A 22,802-nucleotide genomic window follows, 5' to 3' on the forward strand; every position below is an offset into this window, starting at 1 on the left:
GCGTCACACCTCGGCCGGCGTCGGCGAGGCGTCGATCAGCAGCGCCAGCGCCGCCACCACGTCCTGCACCGTGCGTACCGACTTGAATTGCTCGGGCTTGAGCGGCTTGTTCAGCATCGGCTTGAGTTTGACCAGCAGATCGACCGCGTCGATGCTGTCGATGTCCAGGTCCTCATACAGGCGCGCGTCGGGACGGATGCGCTCGGCATCGATCTCGAACGTCTCTTCCAGGACCGCCGCCACGCGCGCGAAAATTTCTTCGTGAGTCATGATCTTTGGCTTGATGTGTTCGGAGGGAATGGTATTGAACCGGGGATCGCAACGCCTGCCTCAGGCCGGCTGCGGCGCGCGCTGGGCCGCGACGAATCGCGCCAGCGCGGCGACGCTGGCGAAATGCTTGCGCATCTCGTCCTTGTCGCCGCTCATCGCGACGCCATAGCGCTTCTGCACCGCCAGCCCGAGTTCGAGCGAGTCGATCGAGTCCAGGCCCAGCCCCTCGACGAACAGCGTCGCCTCGCTGTCGATGTCCGCGGGACGGATGTCCTCCAGCGACAGCGAGGCCACGATCAATTCCTTGATTTCTTGTTCAAGCGCCTTCACGGCGTACCTCCTCGATAAAAAATTCTGCCAACGCGCGCGTCACGTCGCGCACGGCCTGCATCGGCTCGGTATCGGGCGCGACCCAGCGGTCGAGGGGCACGTCCTCGTGCACCTCGATCACGAAACGGGGCCGCCGCACCGGTACGCGATACCACTTCTCCCCCTTGGTCAGGGTCGGCGGCGTGCAGCGGATCGTCACCGGCGTCAGCGCAAAGCCGCCGCGCACGGCGATATTGGCGGCGCCACGCTGCAGTCGCGGCAGGCCGCGCGGCTCGGTCCGCGTGCCCTCGGGGAAGATCACCAGATTGTTGCCCGCGCGCAGCGAGGCAATGCATGCATCGACCATGCCGGGACCGGCATCGTTGCAGACATAGCCGGTCGCGCGCACCGGACCGCGGGTGAAGGGATTGCGCATCAGCGCAGCCTTGACCACGCAGTCCGCGCGCCGCACCAGCGAGATCAGCAACACCACGTCGATCAGCGACGGATGGTTGGCCACGATCAGCAAGCCCGAGCGGCGCAGACGCTCGGCATGGCGCACTTCGTAGCGGATCACGCCGACGCTGGCCATCAGCCAGACGAACAGCCGGAATACATGGTGGATCAGATTCTTGCAGGCGCGCTGGCACACCGGCGCCGGCCGCAGCAGGACCGAAAGCAGCGGAAACACCAGCACGCGCAGCGCCAGTCCGCCGATTCCGAAGCACGCAAAGCAGATACCGGTCGCACAGATGCGCCAGCCGCGATCGATTCGCTCAACCATGGCGACGCCAGATCCAGCTGCGGCCGCCGCCGCGATGGCGCAGCGCCGCGGATCCCGCCAGCATGAAGCGCAGCACGGCCAGGCCATGCGGCAGCGGCTCGCCGGCATCGCACGGCGATTCGATAGCGACGGCATCCACGCCACCGGTCCGGTCCTCCACGCCGCACGCCAGGGTCCAGCGCGGTGCATCGGCGCACGGCGCGGCGATGCGCCAGGCCCAGGCATACAGCGCGTCCGGCTCGTCGGCGTGCATCGCATGCGACAGCGGCAACGGCGCGTCGTAGCACACCACCAGCACTTCCTCGTGGCCGTCGGCCAGCAAGCCGCAGGCCTCGACCAGCGCCGCCTCGGCGGTCTCGCTGCCGGCGGCGATCGCCTGCAGCACCGCAGGTCGCCGCTGGTCGATCGAATAGAGCGCGCCGATCGCGTTGTGGACCGACAGGCCGAAGCTGGTCGGCGACAGCGGCGCGTCGCCGGCCAGCTCCTCGAGCATCAGCGCGGAGCGCGACACTTCGCCATGGCGCGAAGCGAATACCATCGGGATGTCCGCCGGCGCGTCGCACGCGTAGGCGGCATGCAGCGCCACGCGTCCCAGCGCGCCCAGCCGGCGCCTGAGCATCGGCGCCATGCCGGCCACCGGCGGCACCTCGCCTTCCAGCGGCAGCCAGGGCGCGCGGCTCCATGCCTCCCAGTCGTGGGCGGTATGCAGTTGCGGCGCGCACGCGGCCCAGCCGCGGATTGCGAATTCACATGCCATGCGAGGTGCTGGATATGCCGGCAGACGGCGCGTAGCGGCCCACGGGCGCGCGAAGGCGTCCGGGCCGACTTGCCGTTTGCCGAAACGGATTGATGCGGATGAGGAAGCCGATTGGCCGCTGCTAGCGGTTATCGACGGCTTTGCGCAGACCTTGAGGCTTCCGAAGGCAGCGCGCCGGCCGCGGCTTGCGCCGCGGATCCTGGCTCACGCGGGCATGGCGATGGCGCTGACTGCCGGGCGACCGAACCCGTGTCGATGTCGGTCGCGAGATGACGCTCCCCTTGTGTTGACCTTACCCGTTGTTCTTTTGATTTTCGAAGCTTTCGATTGTATTACCAAACGCACATCGGCTCACTCCCCCCGCCCGTAGGAGGTCCAGGCGGTTCGGATCGGCGCCGGCCGAATTTACCGCCGCCGAACCGCTCCTGTCTGCCTTAGGGATCACATAGACCATTTCCTCGTCGATCCGAGGGTGAATATCCGGCGATCCGCGCCGTTAGCCGCGCATGCGCCGCCGCGAGCGTCCCCGGGAACGCCATTGGCGTCCCCTTGCGTCGGCGCCCTTTCATGGAATCCCTTCGTATGTTCTCCTCCATCCGCTCGCGCATCGTGGCGCTGTGCGTGGCCATCGTCGTGGCCGCGCTCGCCGTCAATGCCGCCATCAATTACGTGGTCGCCGACTCCTACAACGACACGGCGATCGACAGTTCGCTGACCGCCTTGCAGGCCGGCCATGCCGGCGCCATCGCCGACTGGGTCGACGGCCATGGCCGGATGATCGCCTCGCTGCGCGCAGCCGTGCTCCAGGCCGACCCCTCGGCCGCGTTGAAGCAGGTCGCCGACGCCGGCGGCTTCGTCAACGTCTATGTCGGCTATGACGACAAGCGCGCGATGTTCTCCAATCCGACCGGCATTCCCGCCGGCTACGATCCGACCGGCCGTCCGTGGTATCGCCAGGCCGCCGCGGCCGGCAAGCCGGTGGTGACACCGCCCTATGTCGATGCCGGCAGCGGCAAGCTGGTGGTGGCCTTCGCCGCGCCCGTCGTTGCCGACGGCGGCGTCAAGGCGGTGGTGTCCGGCGACGTGGCGATGGACCGGGTGATCGCCAATGTCAAGGCGATCCAACCGACGCCGTCCAGCTTCGGCATGCTGGTCACGCAGGCCGGCCTGATCGTGGCCCACCCCGACGACAAGCTGACGCTCAAGCCGGTCGCCGATCTGGTTCCGGGGCTCGACGCCGCGCAACTGGCCGCGCTGCTGTCCGCTGCCGCGCCGACCGAAGTGCAGGTCGGCGGCGCCGCCAGGCTGCTGCGTGCCCGCGCGATTCCGAACACCGACTGGATCGTGGTGATCGCGCTGGACAAGGCCGAAGCGACCGCGGGCATGCGCTCGGTGCTGATGGCGTCCGCGCTGACGCTGATCGCGATTGCGCTGGTCGCGGCCGCGCTGGCCGCACTGGCGACCGGGGCCTCGTTCCGCCGCCTGTCGCAGGTGCGCGACGTGATGGACGCGATCGGTTCGGCCGATGGCGACCTGACGCGCCGCCTGCCGGCCGACGGCAAGGACGAGGTCGCGCAGATCGCGCGCGCGTTCAATACCTTCGTCGACAAGCTGTGCACGGTGATGCGCCAGATCCGCGATGCCAGCGAATCGGTGCGTCATGCGGCCGACGAGATCGCCGCGGGCAATCTGGATCTGTCGCAGCGCACCGAGTCGGCGGCGGCCAGCCTGCAGCAGACGGCCGCGTCGATGGAGCAGATCACCGCGACCGTGGCGCAATCGGCCATGTCCGCCCGCCAGGCCGACGATTCCGCCGTCGCGGCTTCGCGCATCGCCTGCGAAGGCGGCGTGGTGATCGGCGAGGTGATCGGCACGATGGACAAGATCGAGCACGCCTCGACCAAGGTCTCCGACATCATCGGCGTGATCGAGGGCATCGCCTTCCAGACCAATATCCTGGCGCTCAATGCCGCGGTGGAGGCGGCGCGCGCGGGCGATCAGGGCCGTGGGTTCGCGGTCGTCGCCGGCGAGGTCAGAGGGCTGGCCCAGCGCAGCGCGCAGGCGGCCAAGGAAATCAGGACGCTGATCGAATCGACCGTCGGCGAGGTGGCGGCCTGCTCGGGCCAGGTGCGCCAGGCCGGCGAGACCATGACGGCGATCGTCGGTAATGTGTCGCAGGTCAGCACGGTGATCTCGGAGATCTCCAATGCCGCCGTCGAGCAGACGCGCGGGATTCAGGAGGTCAACCAGGCGGTCGGACAGCTCGACGAGATGGTGCAGCAGAACGCCGCGCTGGTGGAACAGTCGTCGGCCGCCGCATCGGCGCTGCAGGCGCAGGCCAACAAGCTGGCGGGGGCGGTGGGGTTGTTCCGGCTGGCTTGAGCCCTTTCCACATCACCACGTCGTTCCCGCGCAGGCGGGGAACCCAGCGTCTTGCAAAGTACCGGGTCCCCGCGTTCGCGGGGACGACCCGCAATCAGCAAGCCTTATTCCAGCCCGGCCTTGTCCAGGCCGAATGCCTTGTCAGCCGAACCCGGCACCGTGCGGAACGCGATGTTGGCCCGATTCCAGCCGTTGATGCCCATCACCGCGAAAGTCAGGTCGGACAGTTCCTTCTCCGACAGCTGCGCCCGCACGCGCTCGTAAACGTCGTCGGGCACGCCGTGCGGCGGCAGATGCGTCAGCGTCTCGGTCCACTCGAGCACCGCGCGCTCGCGCGGCGAGAACAGCGTCGATTCCCGCCAGATGGCGATATGGTAGAGGCGCAGCTCGCGCTCGCCGTGCAGCTTCGCTTCCTTGACATGCATGTCCAGGCAGAAGCCACAGCCGTTCAGCTGCGAGGCGCGGATCGACACCAGGTCGAGCAGCGAGCGCTCGATCGCGCCGCCATCGATGGCGTTGCTGAAGTTCAGATAGGCCTTGAACAGCTCGGGCGATTGCTGGATGTAGTTCAGGCGTTGGGTCATGGCTTTCTCCTGGTCGAAATGTCTGCGCACCGTTGGGCGCGTGTGGTCATCACGGCGGCGGCAGCGGCCGCACGCCGCGAAAAAATCGATCCTCTGTGCATTCAGCAGGCACCGCGGGCCAGCGCGATGCGCAGCAGCTTGTCGGGGTTGCGCTGGGCATGGATACGGACGATGCGCTCGCCGTCGGTCTCGCAGCACTGCGCCGACTCGAGCTGTCCGTCGACAAAGCGCAGCAAGGCCCAGTCGCCATTGAGCAGCGCCAGCTCCACGCGTACCGTCGCCCCGGGGCGCTGCGCGCTCACCGCGAATACCTTGGCGATGCGCCAGCCGCCGACCAGCGGCTTGGGGAAGCTGGGCACCTTGCCGCCGCCATCGCCGATCAGTTCGGCGTCCTCGGCCAGCATCGACTGCAATGCCGCCATGTCGCCGCGCTCCATGGCCTGGGCAAACCCCTGCAGCAGACGCAGATGGGTTTCGCGCGGGACGGCAAAACGCGGCCGCTCGTCGCGCAGTTGCACCTTGGCGCGGCTGACCAACTGACGACAGGCCGCCTCGCTCTTGCCGATCGCGCGGGCGACGTCCGCGTAGTCGGCATCGAACACCTCGCGCAGCAGGAAGGCAGCGCGGGCTTCGGGGGTCAGCCGTTCGAGCAGCAGCAGGAACGCCACCGACAGATCGTCGGCCCGCTCGGTCAGCTGCTCCGGAGTGGCGGGCGATTCCGTCAGTTCCGGCTCGGGCAGCCAGATGCCGGCATAGTGTTCGCGCTGGACCTTGGCCATGCGCAGCCGGTCGATCGACAGCCGCGTGGTCACGGTGACCAGCCAGGCCTCGGCGTTGTCGATGCTGCCGCGGTCGGCCTCATGCCAGCGCAGCCAGGCGTCCTGCACCACATCTTCGGCTTCCGCTACCGCGCCCAGCATCCGGTAGGCGATGCCATGCAGGCGCGGTCGCAGCCGGGCAAACGTCAGCGTGGCGGCATCGGCCAGCGCCGCGGTGGCAGCGGTCGTGTCCGTAGCGGCCGGGTCCGGCCGATCGCGGGTAACGGGTGGGCGGGTCATCGCGTTCGATATCGTCAAGGGTCAATGCCAGGGCACAACCGTGGCGCCGCCACGGTGCCGGCGTGGCACTGTAGCAGCCAGTTCAAACCCAAGACGTCTGGCGCGGGCCGTTTGTGACAGCGCGGCCGTGCCGTGCGCCGGTGGAACACCAAACCGCCCGCCGCGGCACGGTCAGGCGCCGTTCTCCGCCAGCGCCCGTGCCGCCGGCATCCGGTCCCAATATGGGGGATAGCTGATCACCAGGCCGGCGGCGTCGAGCACCAGTTCGGCGGTGAATTCGGAGTCCTGGCCGTGGTAGCCACTGAGGCCGGTGCCCCGCTCCTGACGCTCCCCGGCCGGCCCCAGCGTCTCGTAGCGGAAGCGGCGGCGCCCGTCCGCTTCCGTGGCCAGCAAGGTGTAGCGCTGCCGGACCGGCTCGACCGTCAGCTCCGGCAGGCGGACATAGGCCATCGTGAAGACCTGGCTGATGCCCGGCTCCCAGGTGGCGTGGCACACCGGCAGCGTGTTGGTGATCGGCGTGGCCATGATGTCGATGTAGGCGGCGTCGGCAAGGTCGTCGCGCGGACCTTGCCCATCGATCCACTGCCTGCCGTCCCACGCCAGCTCAAGGGCTCGCGTGTCGCCCAGGTACACGGTACGGGCATCGAGCCGGACAAAGCGCCAGTCCGCCTCGCATTCGAGCCGATAGGCGAGCTCCAGCGGACCGTCGTCCCATTGCACTTGCACCCGCCCTTGGACCCATACGCGGTCCGGGGCACGGGTCACCGCGGCAACATCGAGGCCGCTCCGCGTTTGCCAGGACCACGCCACCAGTTGGACATCGGCGGGTTGCACCGTGCCGCGTGGGGTATTCGATGGATTCATGATTGCCCTCCTTTGCGCAGACGGACCTGGGCGCCCCCCGCGCTTCGCACCAGGGCCCCAGACCCGCCGTCAAGACCGTCAATCTACCGCGATACCGGGAAACCTGCGATCGGCGCATCGACCCGGTCTCGATTCCCGATATTCATTAATGCGATATCGCCCCCATCCATAATCGTGCCGAATATCCTCCTGTAAATTCCCGCCCGCTCGATTATCTGACGGCCTCGACCGCTGCATAAGCGTCCGGCACACCGCGAGGCATTATCATCGTGATCACTCGATATTTCCTGCAGGCCATTTTATCGGCACCATTTTTCGGCTAGCCATAATCATTCAATAACCACCTGAAGCGCTGCAGCATAGTGATTTCCGGAATGAATCCCTGCTGGTGAAAACCCTGCCATCCCTTTCACTTGACTTAATTGATATATCACATACCTTGTAACCCATCGCCACACCCAATGCGAGCGGGGCGATGACCGTGATGGCAACCGGCACCCCACAGAGGGACACCAACGGCAAGGAGGAATGCATGGAAAACGATTCGGCCGGGTCGTCCATCGCAGCCAGATCAGTTTAAGCAAGCCCGCTTCGCCCCATCCTCTTGTTTCGATGCGTCTGCCCCCGGCAGCGCACTAGCGTAGGGTTTTTTTGTTTCAGGAGCGGATGTGTAACGGACATAGAAGCCAACGATACAGGAGACATTGAAATGCTAGCGACGATATCCGAGCCGAGGTGCGGTACCGCACATTCGGACAGGAAGGACCAAACGATTGAAGGAGTGCGCCATGAATAATTCGTCGACGGCGGCATTCCGCCCCAATCCCGAGGTCTCCGAAAAAACGCGCTGGATGCAGCTTATCGTTGGCGTCATCTGCATGGTCGCCACCGCCAACATCCAATATGCCTGGACGCTGTTCGTCCCGGAAATCCAGGAAACCTACGGCTGGTCGCGCGCCAATATCCAGATCGCCTTTACGGTGTTCGTGCTGGTGCAGACCTGGCTGGCGCCGATCGAGGGCTATTTCATTGACAAGTTCGGGCCGCGCATGATGGTCGCCTTCGGCGCCATCCTGATGGGTAGTTCGTGGGTCATCAACTCGCAGGCCACCACGCTGATGGGCTTCTACATCGGTGCCGCCGTCGGCGGGCTGGGTGTCGGTTCGATCTATGCCACCTGTATCAACAACGCGATCAAGTGGTTCCCCGACCGCCGCGGCCTCGCGGTGGGCCTGACCGCAGGAGGATACGGCGCCGGTTCGGCCGCCACGATCCTGCCCATCGCGGCCATGATCGAATCCTCGGGCTTCCAGCACACCTTCCTGTTCTTCGGCGTGCTGCAAGGCACGCTGGCGTTCGCCGCGGCCTGGTTCCTGCGCTCGCCGAAGGCGCACGAGGTCAAGGCATCCAACAAGCTGGCGCAGGCCACGCGCGACTACACGTTGAAGGAAGCGCTTTGCACCAAGCTGTTCTGGCTGATGCTGGTGATGTTCGTGCTGGTGGTCACCGGCGGCATGATGGCCGTGGCGCAGCTGGGCGTCATCGCCAAGGACCTCGGTGTCAAGGACTTCCAGGTCGACCTGCACTTCTTCGTGATGGCCGCCCTGCCGCTGGCACTGATGCTCGACCGCGTGATGAACGGGATCTCGCGGCCCCTGTTCGGCTGGATCTCCGACCATATCGGCCGCGAGAAGACCATGGTGATCGCCTTCTCGCTGGAAGGGATGGGCATCATCGCGCTGGGATATTTCGGCCATAACCCGTATGCCTTCCTGATCCTGTCAGGGGTGGTGTTCCTGGCCTGGGGCGAGGTCTACTCGCTGTTCTCCGCGCTGGCCGGCGACGCCTTCGGCACCAAGCACATCGGCAAGATCTACGGCGTGCTCTATACCGCCAAGGGCATTGGCGCGCTGTTCGTGCCGATCGGCAACCTGATCATGGAGGCAACCGGCACCTGGTCGACCGTGCTCTACACGGTGGCCACCATGGACCTGATCGCGGCCTTCCTGGCGCTGATGGTGCTGCGGCCAGTGCTTGCCGGACATGTGGCGACATCCAGACGGCTGTTCTCGAAGGAGGCCGCGGCTGCCGGCACACAGGTACCGGCCTGATCGATCTCCACCCCGGCGAACGCCGGAGCTGATGCGGGCTTCTTCGGAGGCCCGCTTTTTTTTTGCGCAGCAGTTTTGTTCAATACAGCGGCCCACGGCCGCTTCTAGCATGCGCCATCGTCCAATCCGGAGCGCAACGATGGCCTCTCTTACTTTGCTGCTGTCCATGGCCGCCTTTGCCCTGGTGTCCTCGATCACGCCCGGGCCGGTCAATATCGTGGCGCTTGGCGCCGGCGCCCAGCATGGCTTGCGCGCCAGCCTGCGGCATGTCACCGGCGCCACCGTCGGTTTCTCCGTGCTGCTGCTGTTGGTCGGCCTCGGCATGCATCGATTGCTGACGCAGTGGCCCGCCCTGACGACGGCGATCCGCTGGGGCGGCATCGCCTTCCTGCTGTTCATGGCCTGGAAGCTGGCCACCGACGAGGGGCGGATCGAGGCAAGCGGCGACGGCAAGGGGCCGTCGTTCCTGTACGGCGCCGCGATGCAGTGGCTCAACCCGAAGGCGTGGCTGGCGTCGGTGGCCGGCATCGGCGTCTACGCGGCCGACGGCACCGGCGTGCAGGTGTGGCGCTTCGCGGCGATCTATTTCGTGGTCTGCTATCTGTCGATCGCCTGCTGGGCCTATGCCGGGGCGTTCCTGCGCGCCTGGCTGCGCGATGCGCGCCGCGTGCGGACCTTCAACCGCACGATGGCGCTGCTGCTCGCCGCCAGCGCGTTGTTCCTGGTGGAGCATTGACGCCTGACTTGCGGCGCATCGGGTATCAGCGCATGCGTTGATACTGAGCCGGCGTGGCCGCGACCATCCGCTTGAACACGCGTTGCAGGTGCGCCTGATCGGCAAATCCCGCTTCCAGCGCGACATCGGAAATTGCGCGGCCCCGCTTGAGCTGGCTGCGGCTGTATTGCACCCGCCGATTGACCAGATAGGCGTGCGGCGTCAGCCCATAGTGCCGTTTGAACGCGCGGATCAGATGCGATTCGGACAACTGCGCGGCCGCGCAGATATCGCCAAGCCGCAGCGGCCGCGCGAAATTGGCGTCGATATATTCGGCGGCACGACGCAGCCGATATTCCGGCCATTGGCGATGCGCCGGCATTTCGGTCGTTTTGCAGGATCGCTGTAGCGAAGCCGGTAAAAGACGCCGATGCACCACCGAGAAAAAATCGATTGCCGCTTCTTCCTTGCGCATGGCGTCCGTGCGATCGTCCGTCAGCAAGGCATGGAACTGCCCCAGCGCGCGATGGAGCCCGACGTCTTCGCTGACCCGCGTCGAAAAGCCCTGGAAATCGCCATTGCGATCGAAGCCGAGATCGTGCTGCAGCGCGGTCAGCCAACCGACGTCGACATACAGCATCCGATACGACCACGGCGCATCGTCGAGCGGATTGCAGGCATGCACCTCTTCGGGATTCATCAGCACCACGGCACCGGCGCCCACCGATGCGCGCATGCGGCCGTTCACGTAAATACTGCGGCCACCGGTGACAGCGCCGAGCGAGAAAGTCTCGTGCGAATGCGCGCCGTAACGGATGCGGCGGCCGTCCTCGATCGAACGGGCCTCGATGAAGGGAAGCGAAGGATCGCGCCAGAAGGACGGGGCTGGGGTTTCCATGAGGGCTGCAGTGCCGGACATACTAGTCGTCAATCGCATCGCGCTTCACGGCCTTGCCGCGACGGTGCTGTTCGATCGACCGCATCAGACGGTTTGCATTTGCTGGATGGTTCAGCAAGTAGGCGGTTTCGACCCAGCTATCGTATTGGGCTTGCGACATGATCACTGCGTTCGGTGCATCGCGGCGCGTGATCAGGATGGCATCGTGATCTTGGATGACCAGGTCGATGATGGCCTCGAGATTATCGCTGGCATCTGAGAAGTGGATGGTTCGCATGGCTGATTGTGGACCGAGTTGTCGGACTAACCGGGCAAGCATAGCAGGGCGTTCCGTGTCCTCCTCTCAATACCGCCGTTCAGCCCGTGACGCTGAACGATGAATGCCGATTCTCCAAACCAAACTCCGCCTGGACCCACTCCCGCACCAACCGCGTAGCCGGCCGCTCGGCGGCGCGCGGGCTGTAGACGAGGTCGTAGCAGAAGCTCTCCAGCGACAGCTCGAACGGCTGCACCAGCACGCCGGAAGCCAGTTCCTCGGCCACCAGCGTCAGGCTTAGCAGCCCCACGCCCTGGCCCGCGATCGTGGCCTGGATCGCGTGGATCTCGTCGGTGAAGGACAGCCCCGACGACCCGTCGATCCCGTCGGCGCCGGCGCGTTCCAGCCAGTGCGGCCAGACCGCGGCGCGCGGGTCCTGCCGCACGCCGGCGCCCCATTCGAAATGGATCAGCGGTGCGTGCCGCAGGTCCGCCAGCGACGACAGCTTCAGATGCGGGCTGCAGACCGGCGCAAAGCGGTCCTGGAACAGCGGCTCGACGATCAGCCCGGGGTACTGGCCGCCGCCATAGCGGATCGCCACGTCGGCATCGCTGTCCAGATCCACCACGGCGTTCGATGCATCGAGCCGCAGCGTCCAGTCCGGATGCGCGGCGCGGAACGACCCTGCGCGGGGCGCCAGCCGCTTGGCGACGAAAGCGACCGTCGACGACAGCGTGGCGATATTGGCCGCGCGCTGCCGCCGTACCGCCGCTACCGCGCGCTCGAAGCCGTCGAGCCCGTCGCGGATCGCCGGAAACAGCAGCCGCCCGCTGGCGGTCAGGTCGACCTTGCGCGTTTCGCGCTCGAACAGCCTGACGCCCAGCCATTCCTCGAGCAGCCGGATCTGGTGGCTGATCGCGGTGGCGGTCACGTTCAGTTCGTCGGCGGCGCGCTTGAAGCTCAGGCGCCTTGCCGCGGCCTCGAAGGCGCGCAGCGCGCTCAGTGGAGGCAGGCGTCTCATGACAGCCTCATGGATGAGTTCAACTCATCCATACGTTGAGATTTGACCATTTGTCGGTCCTGTTCTGGATCACGATACTGGGAACGTTCTCCGCAACGGCCATGTCGATGAGCCGCCCGACGGATGAAATTCCCTCAACTTTATCCTGGAGTTCCCCATGCTGCTCGAACAAGTCCGCACCAACCCCGATCCGTACGCGCCGTTTCTGCTGTCGCAGGGCATCCGCGTGGGCAATCTGGTCTTTATCTCGGGGCAGGCCGCCATCGGCGACGACGGCAATATCGTCGGCCGCAGCGACTTCGACAAGCAGGCCGAGCAGGCATTCCGCAACCTGCAGCGCGCGCTGGAAGCCGCAGGGTCGAGCCTGGACCGCGTCGCCAAGGTCACGATCTTCCTGAAGTCGATGGACAACTTCGGCAAGATCGTCGAACTGCGCCGCAAGTGGTTCTCGGCACCCTACCCTGCCGACACCATCGTCGAGATTTCCAGCCTGTATTCGCCGGACGCGCTGATCGAGATCGAGGCCATCGCCGTGGCCGAAGGAGACCGCGCATGAATGCGCCTGCAAGACCCACGCTGTTCGACCCGGGCGATCTCGGCGGCATGGCCGTGCCGAACCGTCTCGTGGTCGCGCCGATGACGCGGATCAGCGCCACGCCCGAGGGCGTGCCCACGCCGACGATGGTCGACTACTACGCCGGCTTCGCGCGCGGCGGCTTCGGGCTCGTGATCACCGAAGGCACCTACACCGATCGGGCCTTCTCGCAAGGTTATGCCGGCCAGCCCGGACTGATCGACAGCGAACAGGCGCGCGCCTGGCGCACGGTCACCGACGCCGTGCACGATGCCGGCGGCCGCATCTTCGTGCAGTTGATGCACGCGGGCGCGCTGTCGCAGGCCAATCGCTTCCGCGACGAGACGGTCGGGCCGTCGGCCATCACGCCGAAGGGCATGCAGATGGCGGTCTATCGTGGCGAAGGGCCATACCGCACGCCGCGCGCCATCGAGCCGCACGAGATCGACGCGGCGATTGCCGGGTTTGCCCAGGCCGCCCGCCTCGCCAGGGACGTGGCCGGCTTCGATGGTATCGAGATCCACGGCGCCAACGGCTATCTGCTGGACCAGTTCCTGACCGACTACACCAATCGGCGCGACGATGCCTGGGGCGGCCCGATCGGCAACCGTGTCCGGCTCGCCGAGCAGACCGCGCGGGCCGTGCGCGCCGCGGTCGGCGACGGCTTTCCGGTCGGCATCCGGATTTCGCAGGGCAAGGTCAACGACTTCACGCACAAGTGGGCCGAGGCCGCCGACGGCGCGGCGATCGTATTCGGCATGCTGGCGGCAACGGGCATCGACTTCATCCATGTGACGGAATTCGAGGCCTGGCAGCACGCCTTCTCCGGCGACGAACGCACGCTGGTCCAGCATGCACGGCTTGCCGCGCCGCATCTGACCGTGATCGCCAACGGCAGCCTGCACGATCCGGCGCGGGCGCACGACGCGCTGGCCGATGGCGCCGACCTCGTCGCGCTGGGCCGCGGCGCGCTGGCCAATCCCGATTGGCCGATGCACGTGGCGAAAGGCATCGCACCGCGTGCCTTCGATCCCGCGCTGCTGTCGCCGTTCGGCGAGATCAAGCCCGCCGAGCTCAGGATGCGCGAAGCGCTGCCGCTGGTGGCGTGAGCGACCGCATCAGCCCGGCCCCCCCGCGCATCGCGGGAGGGCCGAACAACGTGCTACGTGGCGAAGGTGCGTTCGCGTCGTGCCTGACAGGGCGCGCAGCGCGTCGCTGTCGGATTGGCCAGCAGGCGCTCGTACGGGATCTCGACCCCGCAGTCTTCGCAGACGCCATAGTCGCCGGACGTGAGGCGCTCGCGCGCCTGTGCAATGTCATCGAGCTCGCCACGATAGTGCTGCTGCAGCGCGGCGCGATCGAGCTCCTCGTTGACGCCCTCGGCGGTGTCTGCCAAGTCCTGCGGCTCCCGTAGCGGGTTGGTCGAGGGACGGTCACGCCCCTGCTGATAGAGCGGATCCAGTTCGCGCTCGCGCCGGTCCAGGCGCTCCCCGAGCGCCGCGATCTGTTCGCTGTTCAGATGTGTCATGTCGGCCTCCATATCGCCGGTCATCTCGGCAGTTGCCGAGGCGGCGCCATACGTTGATCGACATCCCCGTTCGCTGGCCGTTCCCCAAGCGCCGACATCCCCGCTACTGCATGCCCGGCGGCACCTGCGGCGCGTGCACGGACACCCAGCTCCCGTTCTCGTACTTCTTCCAGTTGTCGCCGGCGTCGCGGGCGTACAGCCCATCTTCCACGATCATCAGGCGGGTCGGATGGGGCGCGACGGGCGGCGGGCCGGCCGTTTCGGGACCCTCGCCTTCGATCACGCCTTCGGCCGCGCCCTCAGGGCCCTGGGCCACGCTTTCTGCCGCCGATACCGTATCCGGCGGCGCTGTCGGCGGAGCATCGGCCAGCGCGCGCTGCGCCGCCTCGCTCAGCCGTGCACCCTCGTCCGGCGAGCCCCCTCCGCATCCCGCCACCACCAGCGGTATCAACAGCAGCGGCGCGGCGGCCGGCAGCATCCGTGGCAAACGAGCGATTCTACGCATGGCCGCCTCCGTCAATCGAACAGCCGGCGCACGAGGTCGCCGATCAGCACGCCGCGCAAGCTGAACAGCGCCTCGCGGTTGGCCGGGATGTCGCCATAGCCGCCGAGGCCATTGACGCCATAGTTCCGATCGACCGCCGTGTTGGCGCCCTGGATATCGATGCGCACCGTCGGCGCGAGCGAGCCGCCGCGCCGCGGGCCGATGGCGTCGATGAAGGATTCGACCAGCCCGCCGGGCATCACGTAGTGCGAGTAGGACTGGAAGGTCCGAGGATTCTGCGTCGGATCGAGCGCGAACGGCTCGCCGCGCGGCCGGTTCATGTCGGTGGGATTGCCGAGCACCAGTCCGCTGCCGTTGTTCAAGGGCTGATAGTCGCTGCGTACCCCGTTGCCGACGAAGCCGTAGACGCCGTCCGGGCCGTCGACGCCGGCGGCATAGGTCGAACGATGGCTGATCGTGAACAGGTAGTACTTGCCGTCCTTGATATAGATCTGCGGCCGTTCGGTCTGGTCGTTGACGCAGTTGGCGGACAGGATCGGTGGCAGGAACACCCAGCGGCTCAGCTGCTTGTTGATCGCCACCGCGAGCCCTACGTTGGCCTTCTGGAAGACCGCCCCGGAATCCATCACCGCATTCAGATCCTCGCGCTGGGGGTCGTTCGGCGCATAGCCGAGGTCCTGCTCGGTGCAGGTGCGCGCGCCGCGCGGACCGGCGGTGTTGCCCTCGAACACCATGAATGTCACGCCGGGGTGGGCCGGGTCCTCGAACGTGAACGGATCACGGAACGAGAAGAATTCGTTCTGCTGCCCCGTCTGATACCAGGTGCCGTCTGGCTCCAGCAGCTTCAGATGCTCGTTGAAGCCGGTCAGCCGCACGCCGTTGTGATCCGCCTCCACCCGCCCCTCCGCCTTCGCGATGATGGCGATCGGCGGCGTGATATTGCCGCCGGCAGGGCTCGATCGATTGAACGACGTCGCGGTATAGAACACCACGATGCGGCCGTCGGGCATGATGCGCGTCGAGCCGGACCACTCGGCGTTGTGGGTCATCGGCACGCCGCCGAATATCTGCACGCTCGATCCGTCCGGGAACAGATGGCCGCCATAGATCCAGCCGCCGTTGGCCGGCCGTCTCGACGCCGGAATGCCGGCGCGCCGATAGAAATAGCCGATGCGCGCATGGATATGCCGGTCGTCGAATGTGTAGCCGGCATTGCGGTCGGCGGTCAGCGAGAAGATGATCTCCCAGCCCTTGTAGCTGTACTGGTTGGCCCTGGCATCGGTCAGGGGCCAGGTGTCCCAGACCCAGACGCGGTCGTTGGTTTGCGGGAAATTGGCGGGTATGTCCGGCATCGTCAGATGCTGCGGCAGCGAGTTCTGCCCGGGCGTGACGTTGGGCGAGGACATCGCCATGATCTGGCGCGCATCGGCGCGCGTCCATCGGGCGGTGAAGTTGCTGGTCGGGTCCTTGGCTTCCTGCGTATGGGGAGTGGGCGCAGGCGCGGCGGGCGGGGTCTGAGCGCGGGCGGGCGCGACCGCCAGCAGCAAGGGCACAGACGCGGTACCGACGGCCAGCAGGCATCTGCCGATGCCTTCCGGGATGCGAAGAGAAACGTTGCTCATGATTACCTCGGCGTCGAAGAGACGAGCGTCTCCGATGCCGTCGCGACGACGGTCACGGAAGCGCCAACAGGATCACGACGCTGGGCGGAATCGGACAGATGCGGGAAGGGGCGGCCTGTCAGGCGAACACGCGACGCCGCATGATGCGGACGCGAGCGCGCCTCTGCGTTGCAGGTCATCCGAAGCCAGCGTCTTGCCGGGGAAGTCCCCACGCGACCACAAGGACAGGTCGCGGCCAAAGGCGGCATCGGCATGCTGCGCCATGCGCGCTCGTGAAAGAGGACGCGGGACCGGAACGGTCCCCGTCATCGTTCGGGTCTGTGTTGGCCAGCGCGGATCATTCCTGCCGGGCATGGCCACATGAGGATTGCGAAGAGGATGGCAAAGTGCGAGGGCATGCGCCCTCGCGTGCGCGCCTTCGACGGCGCCGCTCCGGCTGCGGGGTAAACCCGGTTCGCCGCAACGTAGAACGAGGTTAGTACACCGGTTGGCCGAATGCCAAGCCTTCAATCGAGCCGGTTTGCAAGGGGTTTCAGGCCTGTCGGCGCCACACCGGTGAAGCCCCGACCACCACCTTGCGCGGAATGATCTGCTGCGCGTGAAACGCGTCCGCGATGCGCTGCTGCTCGTCGAGCGCCGCTGCGTCGACCGCCTGCAGGCGATAGCTGCGGCGGCGGTTCGCGATCTCGATGGTGGCCGCGTCGAGGCCGATCAGCGGGGCGTGCCATTCGGCCGCGGCAAGCGGGTTGGCCTTGACCCATTCCCCCGCCTGCGCCAGCGCGTCGAACACAACGGCAAGCACATCGGCGCGGCGGCGCGCGAAGTCGCTGGCCGCCAGATAGAAGCGGCGATAGCTGGCCAGACCCGTGCCGTCGGCCAGCACGCGCGCCTGCGCCTGGCGTTGCGCGGCAGCGAGGAACGGATCCCAGATGACCCAGGCCGACACGTTGCCGCGTTCGAAGGCGGCGCGCGCGTCGGCCGGCGTCAGATACGCCGGCTCGATATCGCGCATCGACAGGCCGTTGTGCGTCAGCGCCTCCAGCAGCAGGTAATGCGCGCCGGCCCCCTTGGCAAAGGCCACCTTGTGGCCCTTCAATTGCGCGATCGATGTCAGCGACGAGTCGCGCGGGACGACGATTGCCTGCGCCGTCGGCGACGGCGTCTCGATCGCGTAGTAGGTCAGCTTCGCGCCGGCGGCCAGCGCGAACGGCGGCACCGCGTCGGCGACATCGGCGCTAAGGTCGAGCCCGCCGACATTGAGCGCCTCGAGCAGCGGCAGGCCCGAGGTGAATTCGTGCCAGGACACCGAGACGCCAAGCGGTGCCAGCGCCCTCTCCAGCGTGCCGCGCGACTTCAGCAGAATCATCAGCGTCGACGACTTCTGATAGCCGATCCGCACGGATTCCGGCTTGCCGGCCGGCTGAGCGCGGGCGGCGCCGGCCAGGCTCCATGCCGCGATGCCGGCCCCGGCCAGCAGCAACTGTCGACGCTTGCCTTGCATTCTCATTGTCCTCATAGCGTGGCGATCGACACCTCGGTCGACTTGACCAGCGCGATCACCTCCTTGCCGACGGCAAGCTCCAGCTCCTTGACCGAGCGGGTCGTGATCACCGAGGTCACGACCAGCCCGCCGGCGGTCTCGACATCGATCTCGGAGACGACCGGTCCTTCGATGATTTCCCGGATCTTGCCGCGGAACTGGTTGCGTACGTTGATGGCGTGAATCGTCATGACAGGTTCCTGTTGGATGGAATGGGACAAGGCTGGCTCAGACCGACCAGCGCACGCGTTCTGCGGGCCACGGCTCGGCCACGGCCGACAAGGACGCCGCGCGCGCCAGCTCGGCTTCGCGCTCGCGCAATTCGCGCGCGCGGGCGGCAACGTGCTGCACCGAGCGGTCGAGTCGCTCGACGATGTCGCCAACCGCCGTGTATCCCCCTTCGGGACGCGAGGGCAACTGCTGGTCGGTGGCGTAGATGCCGTCGAGAATGTCCCGGGCGCCGAGCGCAGACAGCACCGGCTTGAGCGCGTAGTCCAGCGCCAGCAGATGCGCGGGACTGCCGCCGGTGGCCAGCGGCAGCACGGTCTTGTCGCGCAGCCCGTCCTGCGGCAGCAGATCGAGGAAGGCCTTCAGCACGCCGCTGTACGAGGCCTTGTAGATGGGCGTGGCGACGATCACAAGTTGCGACTCGCCGACCGCGCGCACCGCCTCCTGCAGACGGGCGTCGCCGAAATCGGCCTGGGTCAGCGCCTGCGCGGGCAGATCGCGCGGCCGGATCGATCGGTAGGAGGACGTGAATGCGTCCAGCCGCGAGAGCGCGAGCTCCAGCAGGTAGGCCGAACGCGAAGGCGTGGAAGGACTGCCGAGAATGCCGACGATGTTCATCAGAGATCAGAGGGTTGCCAATGCGCTGGTCTGCGCGTCGTGGTCAGGGGATTCGATGGCAGGCTGGCGCAACACCCGCCGGAGCACGCGCTCTTCGATCGCCGCGAAGGCCGGCGCGCCGTGGCTGCGCGGCCGCAGCAGCGGCACGCGTTCGTCGAAGGCGATACGGTGGTCTTCGATCAGCAGCACGCGGTCCGCCAGCGCGACGGCCTCGGCCACATCGTGCGTGACCAGCAGCGCGGTGAAGCCGTGCGCGAGCCACAGGCGTTCGATCAATTGCTGCATCTCGATGCGGGTCAGCGCATCGAGCGCGCCGAGCGGCTCGTCGAGCAGCAGCAGGCGCGGGCGATGCACCAGCGCACGGGCGAGCGCGACGCGCTGGCGCTGCCCGCCGGAGAGCACCGCGGGCCAATCGTTGGCGCGTTCGGCCAGCCCAACCTGGGCCAGCGCTTCGCGCGCGCGCTCGCGGCCCTCCCGTCCGGGCAGGCCCAGCGCGATGTTGTCCAGTACGCGCTTCCACGGCAGCAGTCGCGCGTCCTGGAACATGATGCGGGTGCCGGCGTCATGGCCGTCCCGCGGCCGGCCATCGAGTGCAATGCGTCCGCCGCTCGGGCGCTCGAGCCCGGCGACCAGACGCAGCAGCGTGCTCTTGCCGCAGCCGCTGCGTCCGACGATGGCGACGAAATCGCCGGGCGCGATGCGCAGATCGATGTGCTGCAGCACCGCGCGGCCGCCATAGGCTTTGTGCAGGCCGGTGATGGCGACCTCGGTACCGCGCGCGCCGCCGGTACTGTCCTCGACATGGCGCGGCGCCGCCCGCGGGGCCGGTTCGCTGTCCTCCCTGCCCGCACGCCGCAGCGGCAGATGTTGTTGCATGGCATGCATCGCATGAACTCCGTTGATGAAGGGCCGATGAGCGGATGAATCGATCGGGGTCAGGCTTTCGCGACGGTCTGATAGCCCGGATGCCAGCGCAGCCACCAGCGCTCCAGCCCCTTGGCCAGCAAATCGGCCAGCTTGCCCAGCAGCGCATAGAGCAGGATGCCGACCAGCACTACATCGGTCTGCAGGAACTCGCGCGCGTTCATCGTCAGGTAGCCGATGCCGGCCTGCGCGGAGATCGTTTCCGCGACGATCAGCAGCACCCACATCAGCCCCAGCGAGAAGCGCAGGCCGACCAGAATCGACGGCAGCGCGCCGGGCAGGATCACCTGCCAGTACAGCGCCCAACCGGACAGCCCGTAGCTGCGCGCCATCTCGATCAGGCCCTTGTCGACCGAGCGGATGCCATGGAAGGTGTTCAGATAGATCGGAAAGAACACCCCAACCGCGACCAGGAACAGCTTGGCCGCCTCGTCGATGCCGAACCACAGGATCACCAGCGGAATCAACGCGAGCGCCGGGATATTGCGCACCATCTGCAGGCTCGAATCGAGCAGCGTCTCGGCGGTGCGGAAGGTGCCGTTCAGCAGGCCGAGCAACAGCCCGAGGCCGCCGCCGATCGCCAGTCCGGCCAGTGCGCGCCAGGCGCTGACGGCGGTGTGCTGCCACAACTCGCCGGACAGCGCCAGCGTGCGGAATGCCGCGACGACGGCCAGCGGCTCGGGCAGCACGCGGCTCGACAGCCAGCCGCTGCGCGAGGCCGACTCCCACAGCAGCAGGATCAGCGCAGGCACCAGCCAGGGCAGGCCCCGGCGTAGAACGGATGCGGTCCAGCCGTGCGGCAGCGGCGTGCGCACCGGCACGGCGGCATGGAGGTCGGCCGCCAGCGCGGCACCGCTTTTCGAGGGATTCGGCATGGCGTTCAACTCGCGGATTGTTGGGCGGACCGAGGCGCGGACTGCGGAGCGAGCCGCCCTGCCCCGGACGGCACGATGGTATTGGCGACGATCTCGCCGAACGGCCCGGTCAGCACGCGCTGCGCGGCCTCGCGCTGCGCCAGCGGCAGCAGCGGGAACACCAGCTCGGCAAAGCGATGCGCCTCCTCCAGATGCGGGTAGCCGGACAGGATGAAATACTCGAGGCCGAGTTCGGCGTACTCCTTGATTCGTGCGGCCACCTGCTCGGGATTGCCGACCAGCGCAGTGCCCGCGCCGCCGCGCACCAGCCCCACGCCAGCCCACAGGTTCGGCGCGATCTCCAGGCCCTGCCGCACGTCGTGCCTGTTGAAGCGGCCGCCGTGCAGCTCGGCCATGCGGCGCTGTCCCACCGAATCCATCGCGGCGAACTTGCGCTGGGCCGCGGCAACGATGTCTTCGTCCAGGTGCGACACCAGTTCGCTGGCCGCGCGCCAGGCCTCTTCCTCGGTCTCGCGCACGATCACATGCAGCCGGATGCCGAAACGCAGCTTGCGGCCGAGCGCGGCGGCGCGTGCGCGGACGTCGGCGATCTTCTGCGCCACCCCCTGCGGCGGCTCGCCCCAGGTCAGATAGGTATCGACCTGCTCGGCGGCAAGGTCGTGCGCCTCGGGCGACGAGCCGCCGAAGAACAACGGCGGATAGGGCCGGCTGATCGGCGGATACAGCGCCTTGGCGCCCTCGACGCGCAGATGCTCGCCGGCAAAGTCGAACGATTCCCCATCGTGGCTGCGCACCAGAATCTCGCGCCAGATCGTCAGAAATTCGCGCGACAGCGCATACCGGTCGCGATGCGACAGGAACAGACCATCGCCTTCCAGTTCTTCGGGATCGCCGCCGGTCACCAGATTGACCAGCAGACGCCCGCCCGACAGCCGGTCCAGCGTGGCCGCCATGCGCGCGGTCTGCGACGGCTGCATCAGGCCGGGGCGCAGCGCCACCAGAAACTTGAGCCGGCGCGTCGCATCGATCAGGCTGGAGGCCAGGATCCACGAATCCTCGCAGGAGCGGCCGGTGGGCAGCAGCACGCCCTCGTAGCCAAGGCTGTCGGCGGCGATGGCGACCTGCTTGAAGTAGTCGAAGGTCGCGGCGCGCGCGCCCCTGGCGGTGCCCAGGTAACGCGAGTCGCCATGCGTAGGCAGGAACCACAGGACTTTCATCGGGCATCTCCGGCGTTGGTTGCGCCGCGCTGCGCGACGGCGTCCCGTTTGGACGGCAAGGCGTCGGCAATGCGGATCGGCCTGGGAATCAGCTTCAGCGCGTGGAAGGTATCGGCAATCTGCTGCTGTTGCGCGGCAACGGCCGGCGTCAGCGGCGCGACGCCGAACTGGCTGCGATTCAGCGTCCGCTCGACGATGTCGACGTCCAGCCCCTGCTGCGGGGCGATCAGCGCCGCGGCGGCACGGGTATCGGCCTTGAGGCGCTGGCCCTGACGCGCGAGTTCATCGAACAGCGTTTCGACGATCTGCGGCTTCTGCGTGGCGAAGCGGCGCGCGGCGAGGTAATACGCGTAGTTGTTGACGAGGCCGCTGCCGTCGGCCAGCACACGCGCGCCGATCTGCTTCTCGGCGGCCGCAAGGAAGGGATCCCAGATGACCCACGCATCGACGGCGCCGCGCTCGAACGCCGCACGCGCATCGGCGGGCGCCAGATAGACCGGCTGGATGTCGGTGACCTTCAGCCCGGCCCTCTCCAGCGCCTTGACCAGCAGGTAGTGGACGTTCGAACCCTTGTTCAGCGCGACCTTCCTGCCCTTCAGATCGGACACCGAGCGCAGCGGCGAATCGCGGCGCACCACGATGGCCTCGGCCTCGGGCGCAGCGGGGTCGAAGCCGATATAGACAAAGTCGGCGCCGGCCGCCTGCGCGAAGATCGGCGGCGCTTCGCCGACGAAGCCGACATCGACGGCGCCAACGTTCAACCCCTCGAGCAATTGCGGACCGGCCGGAAACTCGACCCATTTGACTGTCGTACCCAGCGGCGCCAGCCGGCGTTCGAGCGACTGCTGCGATTTGAGCAGCACCAGCAGGCTGGCCGACTTCTGATAGCCGATACGCAACGTGTCGGCGGCTGGCTGGGCCAGCGCGGAACCGGCGGCAACGGCCGCCGCACTGCATGCAACGGCGAGCGCCGCCAGCCCGCGCAGGCCGCGGCGGAAGATCGAAAGCGTCATGGCTTGATGGACCGGTGATCGGAGTAGCCCCGACGATAGCCCGACGGGGCGCCATGACAAACGAAGCGTTTCGGATTTCGATACGCGGTCAGCGCATGTGGGATGCGCGCGCCTCGAAGGCAAGGCCCGCACCATCGATGCGGCGCGGG

25 protein-coding genes are annotated in these 22,802 nt (G+C 67.2%); 5 read left to right on the forward strand and 20 right to left on the reverse strand.

The genetic code is table 11. The annotated features are described in order from the left end of the window. Positions 1-3: 3 nt before the first annotated feature. The 4 genes from HTY53_RS11260 to HTY53_RS11275 are packed head-to-tail and all read right to left on the reverse strand — an operon-like array spanning position 4 to position 2,120. Complete coding sequence (locus tag HTY53_RS11260) at positions 4-270, reverse strand: acyl carrier protein (protein WP_006576953.1); 267 nt, start codon at positions 268-270, stop codon at positions 4-6. A gap of 60 nt (positions 271-330) precedes the next feature. Beyond that, entirely contained in the window at positions 331-600 is a 270-nt protein-coding gene (locus HTY53_RS11265) for a phosphopantetheine-binding protein (protein ID WP_174106614.1), read from the reverse strand. Next, positions 587-1,363 carry a lysophospholipid acyltransferase family protein gene (locus HTY53_RS11270; protein WP_174106616.1) on the reverse strand — a complete coding sequence of 259 codons (777 nt, stop codon included), beginning with the start codon at positions 1,361-1,363 and terminating at the stop codon, positions 587-589. The genes HTY53_RS11265 and HTY53_RS11270 overlap by 14 nt, the downstream gene beginning before the upstream one ends. Further along, entirely contained in the window at positions 1,356-2,120 is a 765-nt protein-coding gene (locus HTY53_RS11275; RefSeq protein WP_174106618.1) for a beta-ketoacyl synthase chain length factor, read from the reverse strand. Before HTY53_RS11275 ends, HTY53_RS11270 begins: the two co-directional genes overlap by 8 nt. A 582-nt stretch (positions 2,121-2,702) precedes the next feature. On the opposite strand from HTY53_RS11275, the gene HTY53_RS11280 reads away from it, so the two are divergent. Then, the gene (locus HTY53_RS11280; protein WP_174106620.1) at positions 2,703-4,502 is read left to right on the forward strand and encodes a methyl-accepting chemotaxis protein; all 1,800 of its coding nucleotides are present in this window, start codon (positions 2,703-2,705) and stop codon (positions 4,500-4,502) included. A gap of 104 nt (positions 4,503-4,606) precedes the next feature. Here the strand turns inward: HTY53_RS11280 and HTY53_RS11285 are convergent, their stop codons facing one another. The 3 genes from HTY53_RS11285 to HTY53_RS11295 form a co-directional block, all read right to left on the reverse strand. After that, positions 4,607-5,086, reverse strand: coding sequence for a carboxymuconolactone decarboxylase family protein (locus HTY53_RS11285; RefSeq protein ID WP_174106622.1), 480 nt, complete (start codon positions 5,084-5,086; stop codon positions 4,607-4,609). A 101-nt stretch (positions 5,087-5,187) separates the two neighbouring features. Further along, positions 5,188-6,144: an RNA polymerase sigma-70 factor gene (locus tag HTY53_RS11290; RefSeq protein ID WP_302480477.1), complete on the reverse strand. Its 957-nt coding sequence runs from the start codon at positions 6,142-6,144 to the stop codon at positions 5,188-5,190. 171 nt (positions 6,145-6,315) lie between these two features. Then, positions 6,316-7,008, reverse strand: coding sequence for a putative glycolipid-binding domain-containing protein (locus HTY53_RS11295; RefSeq protein ID WP_174106624.1), 693 nt, complete (start codon positions 7,006-7,008; stop codon positions 6,316-6,318). Between the two features lie 788 nt (positions 7,009-7,796). On the opposite strand from HTY53_RS11295, the gene oxlT reads away from it, so the two are divergent. Continuing rightward, complete coding sequence (oxlT, locus tag HTY53_RS11300; protein WP_174106626.1) at positions 7,797-9,119, forward strand: oxalate/formate MFS antiporter; 1,323 nt, start codon at positions 7,797-7,799, stop codon at positions 9,117-9,119. 139 nt (positions 9,120-9,258) lie between these two features. Next, positions 9,259-9,855 carry a LysE family translocator gene (locus tag HTY53_RS11305; RefSeq protein WP_174106628.1) on the forward strand — a complete coding sequence of 199 codons (597 nt, stop codon included), beginning with the start codon at positions 9,259-9,261 and terminating at the stop codon, positions 9,853-9,855. A gap of 25 nt (positions 9,856-9,880) precedes the next feature. Here HTY53_RS11305 and HTY53_RS11310 read toward each other — a convergent pair whose 3' ends face one another. The 3 genes from HTY53_RS11310 to HTY53_RS11320 all read right to left on the reverse strand — a co-directional run bounded on the left by HTY53_RS11310 (position 9,881) and on the right by HTY53_RS11320 (position 12,009). Beyond that, positions 9,881-10,753, reverse strand: a complete 873-nt coding sequence (locus HTY53_RS11310; RefSeq protein WP_174106630.1) for an AraC family transcriptional regulator — start codon at positions 10,751-10,753, stop codon at positions 9,881-9,883. A gap of 1 nt (position 10,754) precedes the next feature. Continuing rightward, on the reverse strand, positions 10,755-11,009 hold the full coding sequence (locus HTY53_RS11315) for a type II toxin-antitoxin system Phd/YefM family antitoxin (protein ID WP_174106631.1): 255 nt from the start codon (positions 11,007-11,009) through the stop codon (positions 10,755-10,757). A 79-nt stretch (positions 11,010-11,088) separates the two neighbouring features. Continuing rightward, positions 11,089-12,009: a LysR substrate-binding domain-containing protein gene (locus HTY53_RS11320; RefSeq protein ID WP_174106633.1), complete on the reverse strand. Its 921-nt coding sequence runs from the start codon at positions 12,007-12,009 to the stop codon at positions 11,089-11,091. A 157-nt stretch (positions 12,010-12,166) separates the two neighbouring features. Here HTY53_RS11320 and HTY53_RS11325 point away from each other — a divergent pair, with 157 nt between their 5' ends. Continuing rightward, positions 12,167-12,565 carry a RidA family protein gene (locus HTY53_RS11325; protein WP_174106635.1) on the forward strand — a complete coding sequence of 133 codons (399 nt, stop codon included), beginning with the start codon at positions 12,167-12,169 and terminating at the stop codon, positions 12,563-12,565. Next, complete coding sequence (locus HTY53_RS11330) at positions 12,562-13,692, forward strand: tRNA-dihydrouridine synthase (protein WP_174106637.1); 1,131 nt, start codon at positions 12,562-12,564, stop codon at positions 13,690-13,692. Before HTY53_RS11325 ends, HTY53_RS11330 begins: the two co-directional genes overlap by 4 nt. A 53-nt stretch (positions 13,693-13,745) precedes the next feature. Here the strand turns inward: HTY53_RS11330 and HTY53_RS11335 are convergent, their stop codons facing one another. The 10 genes from HTY53_RS11335 to HTY53_RS11380 all read right to left on the reverse strand — a co-directional run bounded on the left by HTY53_RS11335 (position 13,746) and on the right by HTY53_RS11380 (position 22,653). After that, positions 13,746-14,111 (reverse strand): TraR/DksA C4-type zinc finger protein, encoded by a 366-nt coding sequence (locus HTY53_RS11335; protein WP_174106639.1) that lies wholly within the window; start codon positions 14,109-14,111, stop codon positions 13,746-13,748. 103 nt (positions 14,112-14,214) lie between these two features. After that, positions 14,215-14,616: a hypothetical protein gene (locus HTY53_RS11340; protein WP_174106640.1), complete on the reverse strand. Its 402-nt coding sequence runs from the start codon at positions 14,614-14,616 to the stop codon at positions 14,215-14,217. Positions 14,617-14,627: 11 nt separating this feature from the next. After that, a complete protein-coding gene (locus HTY53_RS11345) occupies positions 14,628-16,238 on the reverse strand; it encodes a glycoside hydrolase family 68 protein (protein WP_174106642.1) in 1,611 nt (536 codons plus the stop codon). Between the two features lie 532 nt (positions 16,239-16,770). Then, positions 16,771-17,739 carry an aliphatic sulfonate ABC transporter substrate-binding protein gene (locus HTY53_RS11350; RefSeq protein ID WP_174106644.1) on the reverse strand — a complete coding sequence of 323 codons (969 nt, stop codon included), beginning with the start codon at positions 17,737-17,739 and terminating at the stop codon, positions 16,771-16,773. 11 nt (positions 17,740-17,750) lie between these two features. Next, positions 17,751-17,969 carry a TOBE domain-containing protein gene (locus HTY53_RS11355; protein ID WP_174106645.1) on the reverse strand — a complete coding sequence of 73 codons (219 nt, stop codon included), beginning with the start codon at positions 17,967-17,969 and terminating at the stop codon, positions 17,751-17,753. A 37-nt stretch (positions 17,970-18,006) separates the two neighbouring features. After that, complete coding sequence (ssuE, locus tag HTY53_RS11360; RefSeq protein ID WP_174106648.1) at positions 18,007-18,624, reverse strand: NADPH-dependent FMN reductase; 618 nt, start codon at positions 18,622-18,624, stop codon at positions 18,007-18,009. A gap of 6 nt (positions 18,625-18,630) precedes the next feature. Further along, a complete protein-coding gene (locus HTY53_RS11365; RefSeq protein WP_174106650.1) occupies positions 18,631-19,500 on the reverse strand; it encodes an ATP-binding cassette domain-containing protein in 870 nt (289 codons plus the stop codon). 59 nt (positions 19,501-19,559) lie between these two features. Continuing rightward, a complete protein-coding gene (gene ssuC / locus HTY53_RS11370; RefSeq protein ID WP_174106652.1) occupies positions 19,560-20,423 on the reverse strand; it encodes an aliphatic sulfonate ABC transporter permease SsuC in 864 nt (287 codons plus the stop codon). 5 nt (positions 20,424-20,428) lie between these two features. Then, positions 20,429-21,640, reverse strand: coding sequence for an FMNH2-dependent alkanesulfonate monooxygenase (gene ssuD / locus HTY53_RS11375; protein WP_174106654.1), 1,212 nt, complete (start codon positions 21,638-21,640; stop codon positions 20,429-20,431). Continuing rightward, positions 21,637-22,653: a sulfonate ABC transporter substrate-binding protein gene (locus HTY53_RS11380; protein ID WP_174106656.1), complete on the reverse strand. Its 1,017-nt coding sequence runs from the start codon at positions 22,651-22,653 to the stop codon at positions 21,637-21,639. Before HTY53_RS11380 ends, ssuD begins: the two co-directional genes overlap by 4 nt. Between the last annotated feature and the right edge of the window lie 149 nt (positions 22,654-22,802).

Source organism: Cupriavidus gilardii (genome assembly GCF_013314895.1).
Taxonomy (GTDB): domain Bacteria; phylum Pseudomonadota; class Gammaproteobacteria; order Burkholderiales; family Burkholderiaceae; genus Cupriavidus; species Cupriavidus gilardii_C.

Bases quoted from the DNA above. Each gene is read 5' to 3' on its own strand.
- HTY53_RS11365 (WP_174106650.1), bottom strand. From the start codon at position 19,500: ATGCAACAACATCTGCCGCTGCGGCGTGCGGGCAGGGAGGACAGCGAA.
- ssuD (WP_174106654.1), bottom strand. From the start codon at position 21,640: ATGAAAGTCCTGTGGTTCCTGCCTACGCATGGCGACTCGCGTTACCTG.
- HTY53_RS11280 (WP_174106620.1), top strand. From the start codon at position 2,703: ATGTTCTCCTCCATCCGCTCGCGCATCGTGGCGCTGTGCGTGGCCATC.
- HTY53_RS11320 (WP_174106633.1), bottom strand. From the start codon at position 12,009: ATGAGACGCCTGCCTCCACTGAGCGCGCTGCGCGCCTTCGAGGCCGCG.
- HTY53_RS11315 (WP_174106631.1), bottom strand. From the start codon at position 11,009: ATGCGAACCATCCACTTCTCAGATGCCAGCGATAATCTCGAGGCCATC.
- HTY53_RS11295 (WP_174106624.1), bottom strand. From the start codon at position 7,008: ATGAATCCATCGAATACCCCACGCGGCACGGTGCAACCCGCCGATGTC.
- HTY53_RS11330 (WP_174106637.1), top strand. From the start codon at position 12,562: ATGAATGCGCCTGCAAGACCCACGCTGTTCGACCCGGGCGATCTCGGC.
- HTY53_RS11355 (WP_174106645.1), bottom strand. From the start codon at position 17,969: ATGACGATTCACGCCATCAACGTACGCAACCAGTTCCGCGGCAAGATC.
- HTY53_RS11275 (WP_174106618.1), bottom strand. From the start codon at position 2,120: ATGGCATGTGAATTCGCAATCCGCGGCTGGGCCGCGTGCGCGCCGCAA.
- HTY53_RS11340 (WP_174106640.1), bottom strand. From the start codon at position 14,616: ATGCGTAGAATCGCTCGTTTGCCACGGATGCTGCCGGCCGCCGCGCCG.
- ssuC (WP_174106652.1), bottom strand. From the start codon at position 20,423: ATGCCGAATCCCTCGAAAAGCGGTGCCGCGCTGGCGGCCGACCTCCAT.
- HTY53_RS11285 (WP_174106622.1), bottom strand. From the start codon at position 5,086: ATGACCCAACGCCTGAACTACATCCAGCAATCGCCCGAGCTGTTCAAG.
- HTY53_RS11350 (WP_174106644.1), bottom strand. From the start codon at position 17,739: ATGCAAGGCAAGCGTCGACAGTTGCTGCTGGCCGGGGCCGGCATCGCG.
- HTY53_RS11270 (WP_174106616.1), bottom strand. From the start codon at position 1,363: ATGGTTGAGCGAATCGATCGCGGCTGGCGCATCTGTGCGACCGGTATC.
- HTY53_RS11305 (WP_174106628.1), top strand. From the start codon at position 9,259: ATGGCCTCTCTTACTTTGCTGCTGTCCATGGCCGCCTTTGCCCTGGTG.
- oxlT (WP_174106626.1), top strand. From the start codon at position 7,797: ATGAATAATTCGTCGACGGCGGCATTCCGCCCCAATCCCGAGGTCTCC.
- HTY53_RS11345 (WP_174106642.1), bottom strand. From the start codon at position 16,238: ATGAGCAACGTTTCTCTTCGCATCCCGGAAGGCATCGGCAGATGCCTG.
- HTY53_RS11310 (WP_174106630.1), bottom strand. From the start codon at position 10,753: ATGTCCGGCACTGCAGCCCTCATGGAAACCCCAGCCCCGTCCTTCTGG.
- HTY53_RS11290 (WP_302480477.1), bottom strand. From the start codon at position 6,144: ATGACCCGCCCACCCGTTACCCGCGATCGGCCGGACCCGGCCGCTACG.
- HTY53_RS11335 (WP_174106639.1), bottom strand. From the start codon at position 14,111: ATGACACATCTGAACAGCGAACAGATCGCGGCGCTCGGGGAGCGCCTG.
- HTY53_RS11325 (WP_174106635.1), top strand. From the start codon at position 12,167: ATGCTGCTCGAACAAGTCCGCACCAACCCCGATCCGTACGCGCCGTTT.
- HTY53_RS11260 (WP_006576953.1), bottom strand. From the start codon at position 270: ATGACTCACGAAGAAATTTTCGCGCGCGTGGCGGCGGTCCTGGAAGAG.
- ssuE (WP_174106648.1), bottom strand. From the start codon at position 18,624: ATGAACATCGTCGGCATTCTCGGCAGTCCTTCCACGCCTTCGCGTTCG.
- HTY53_RS11380 (WP_174106656.1), bottom strand. From the start codon at position 22,653: ATGACGCTTTCGATCTTCCGCCGCGGCCTGCGCGGGCTGGCGGCGCTC.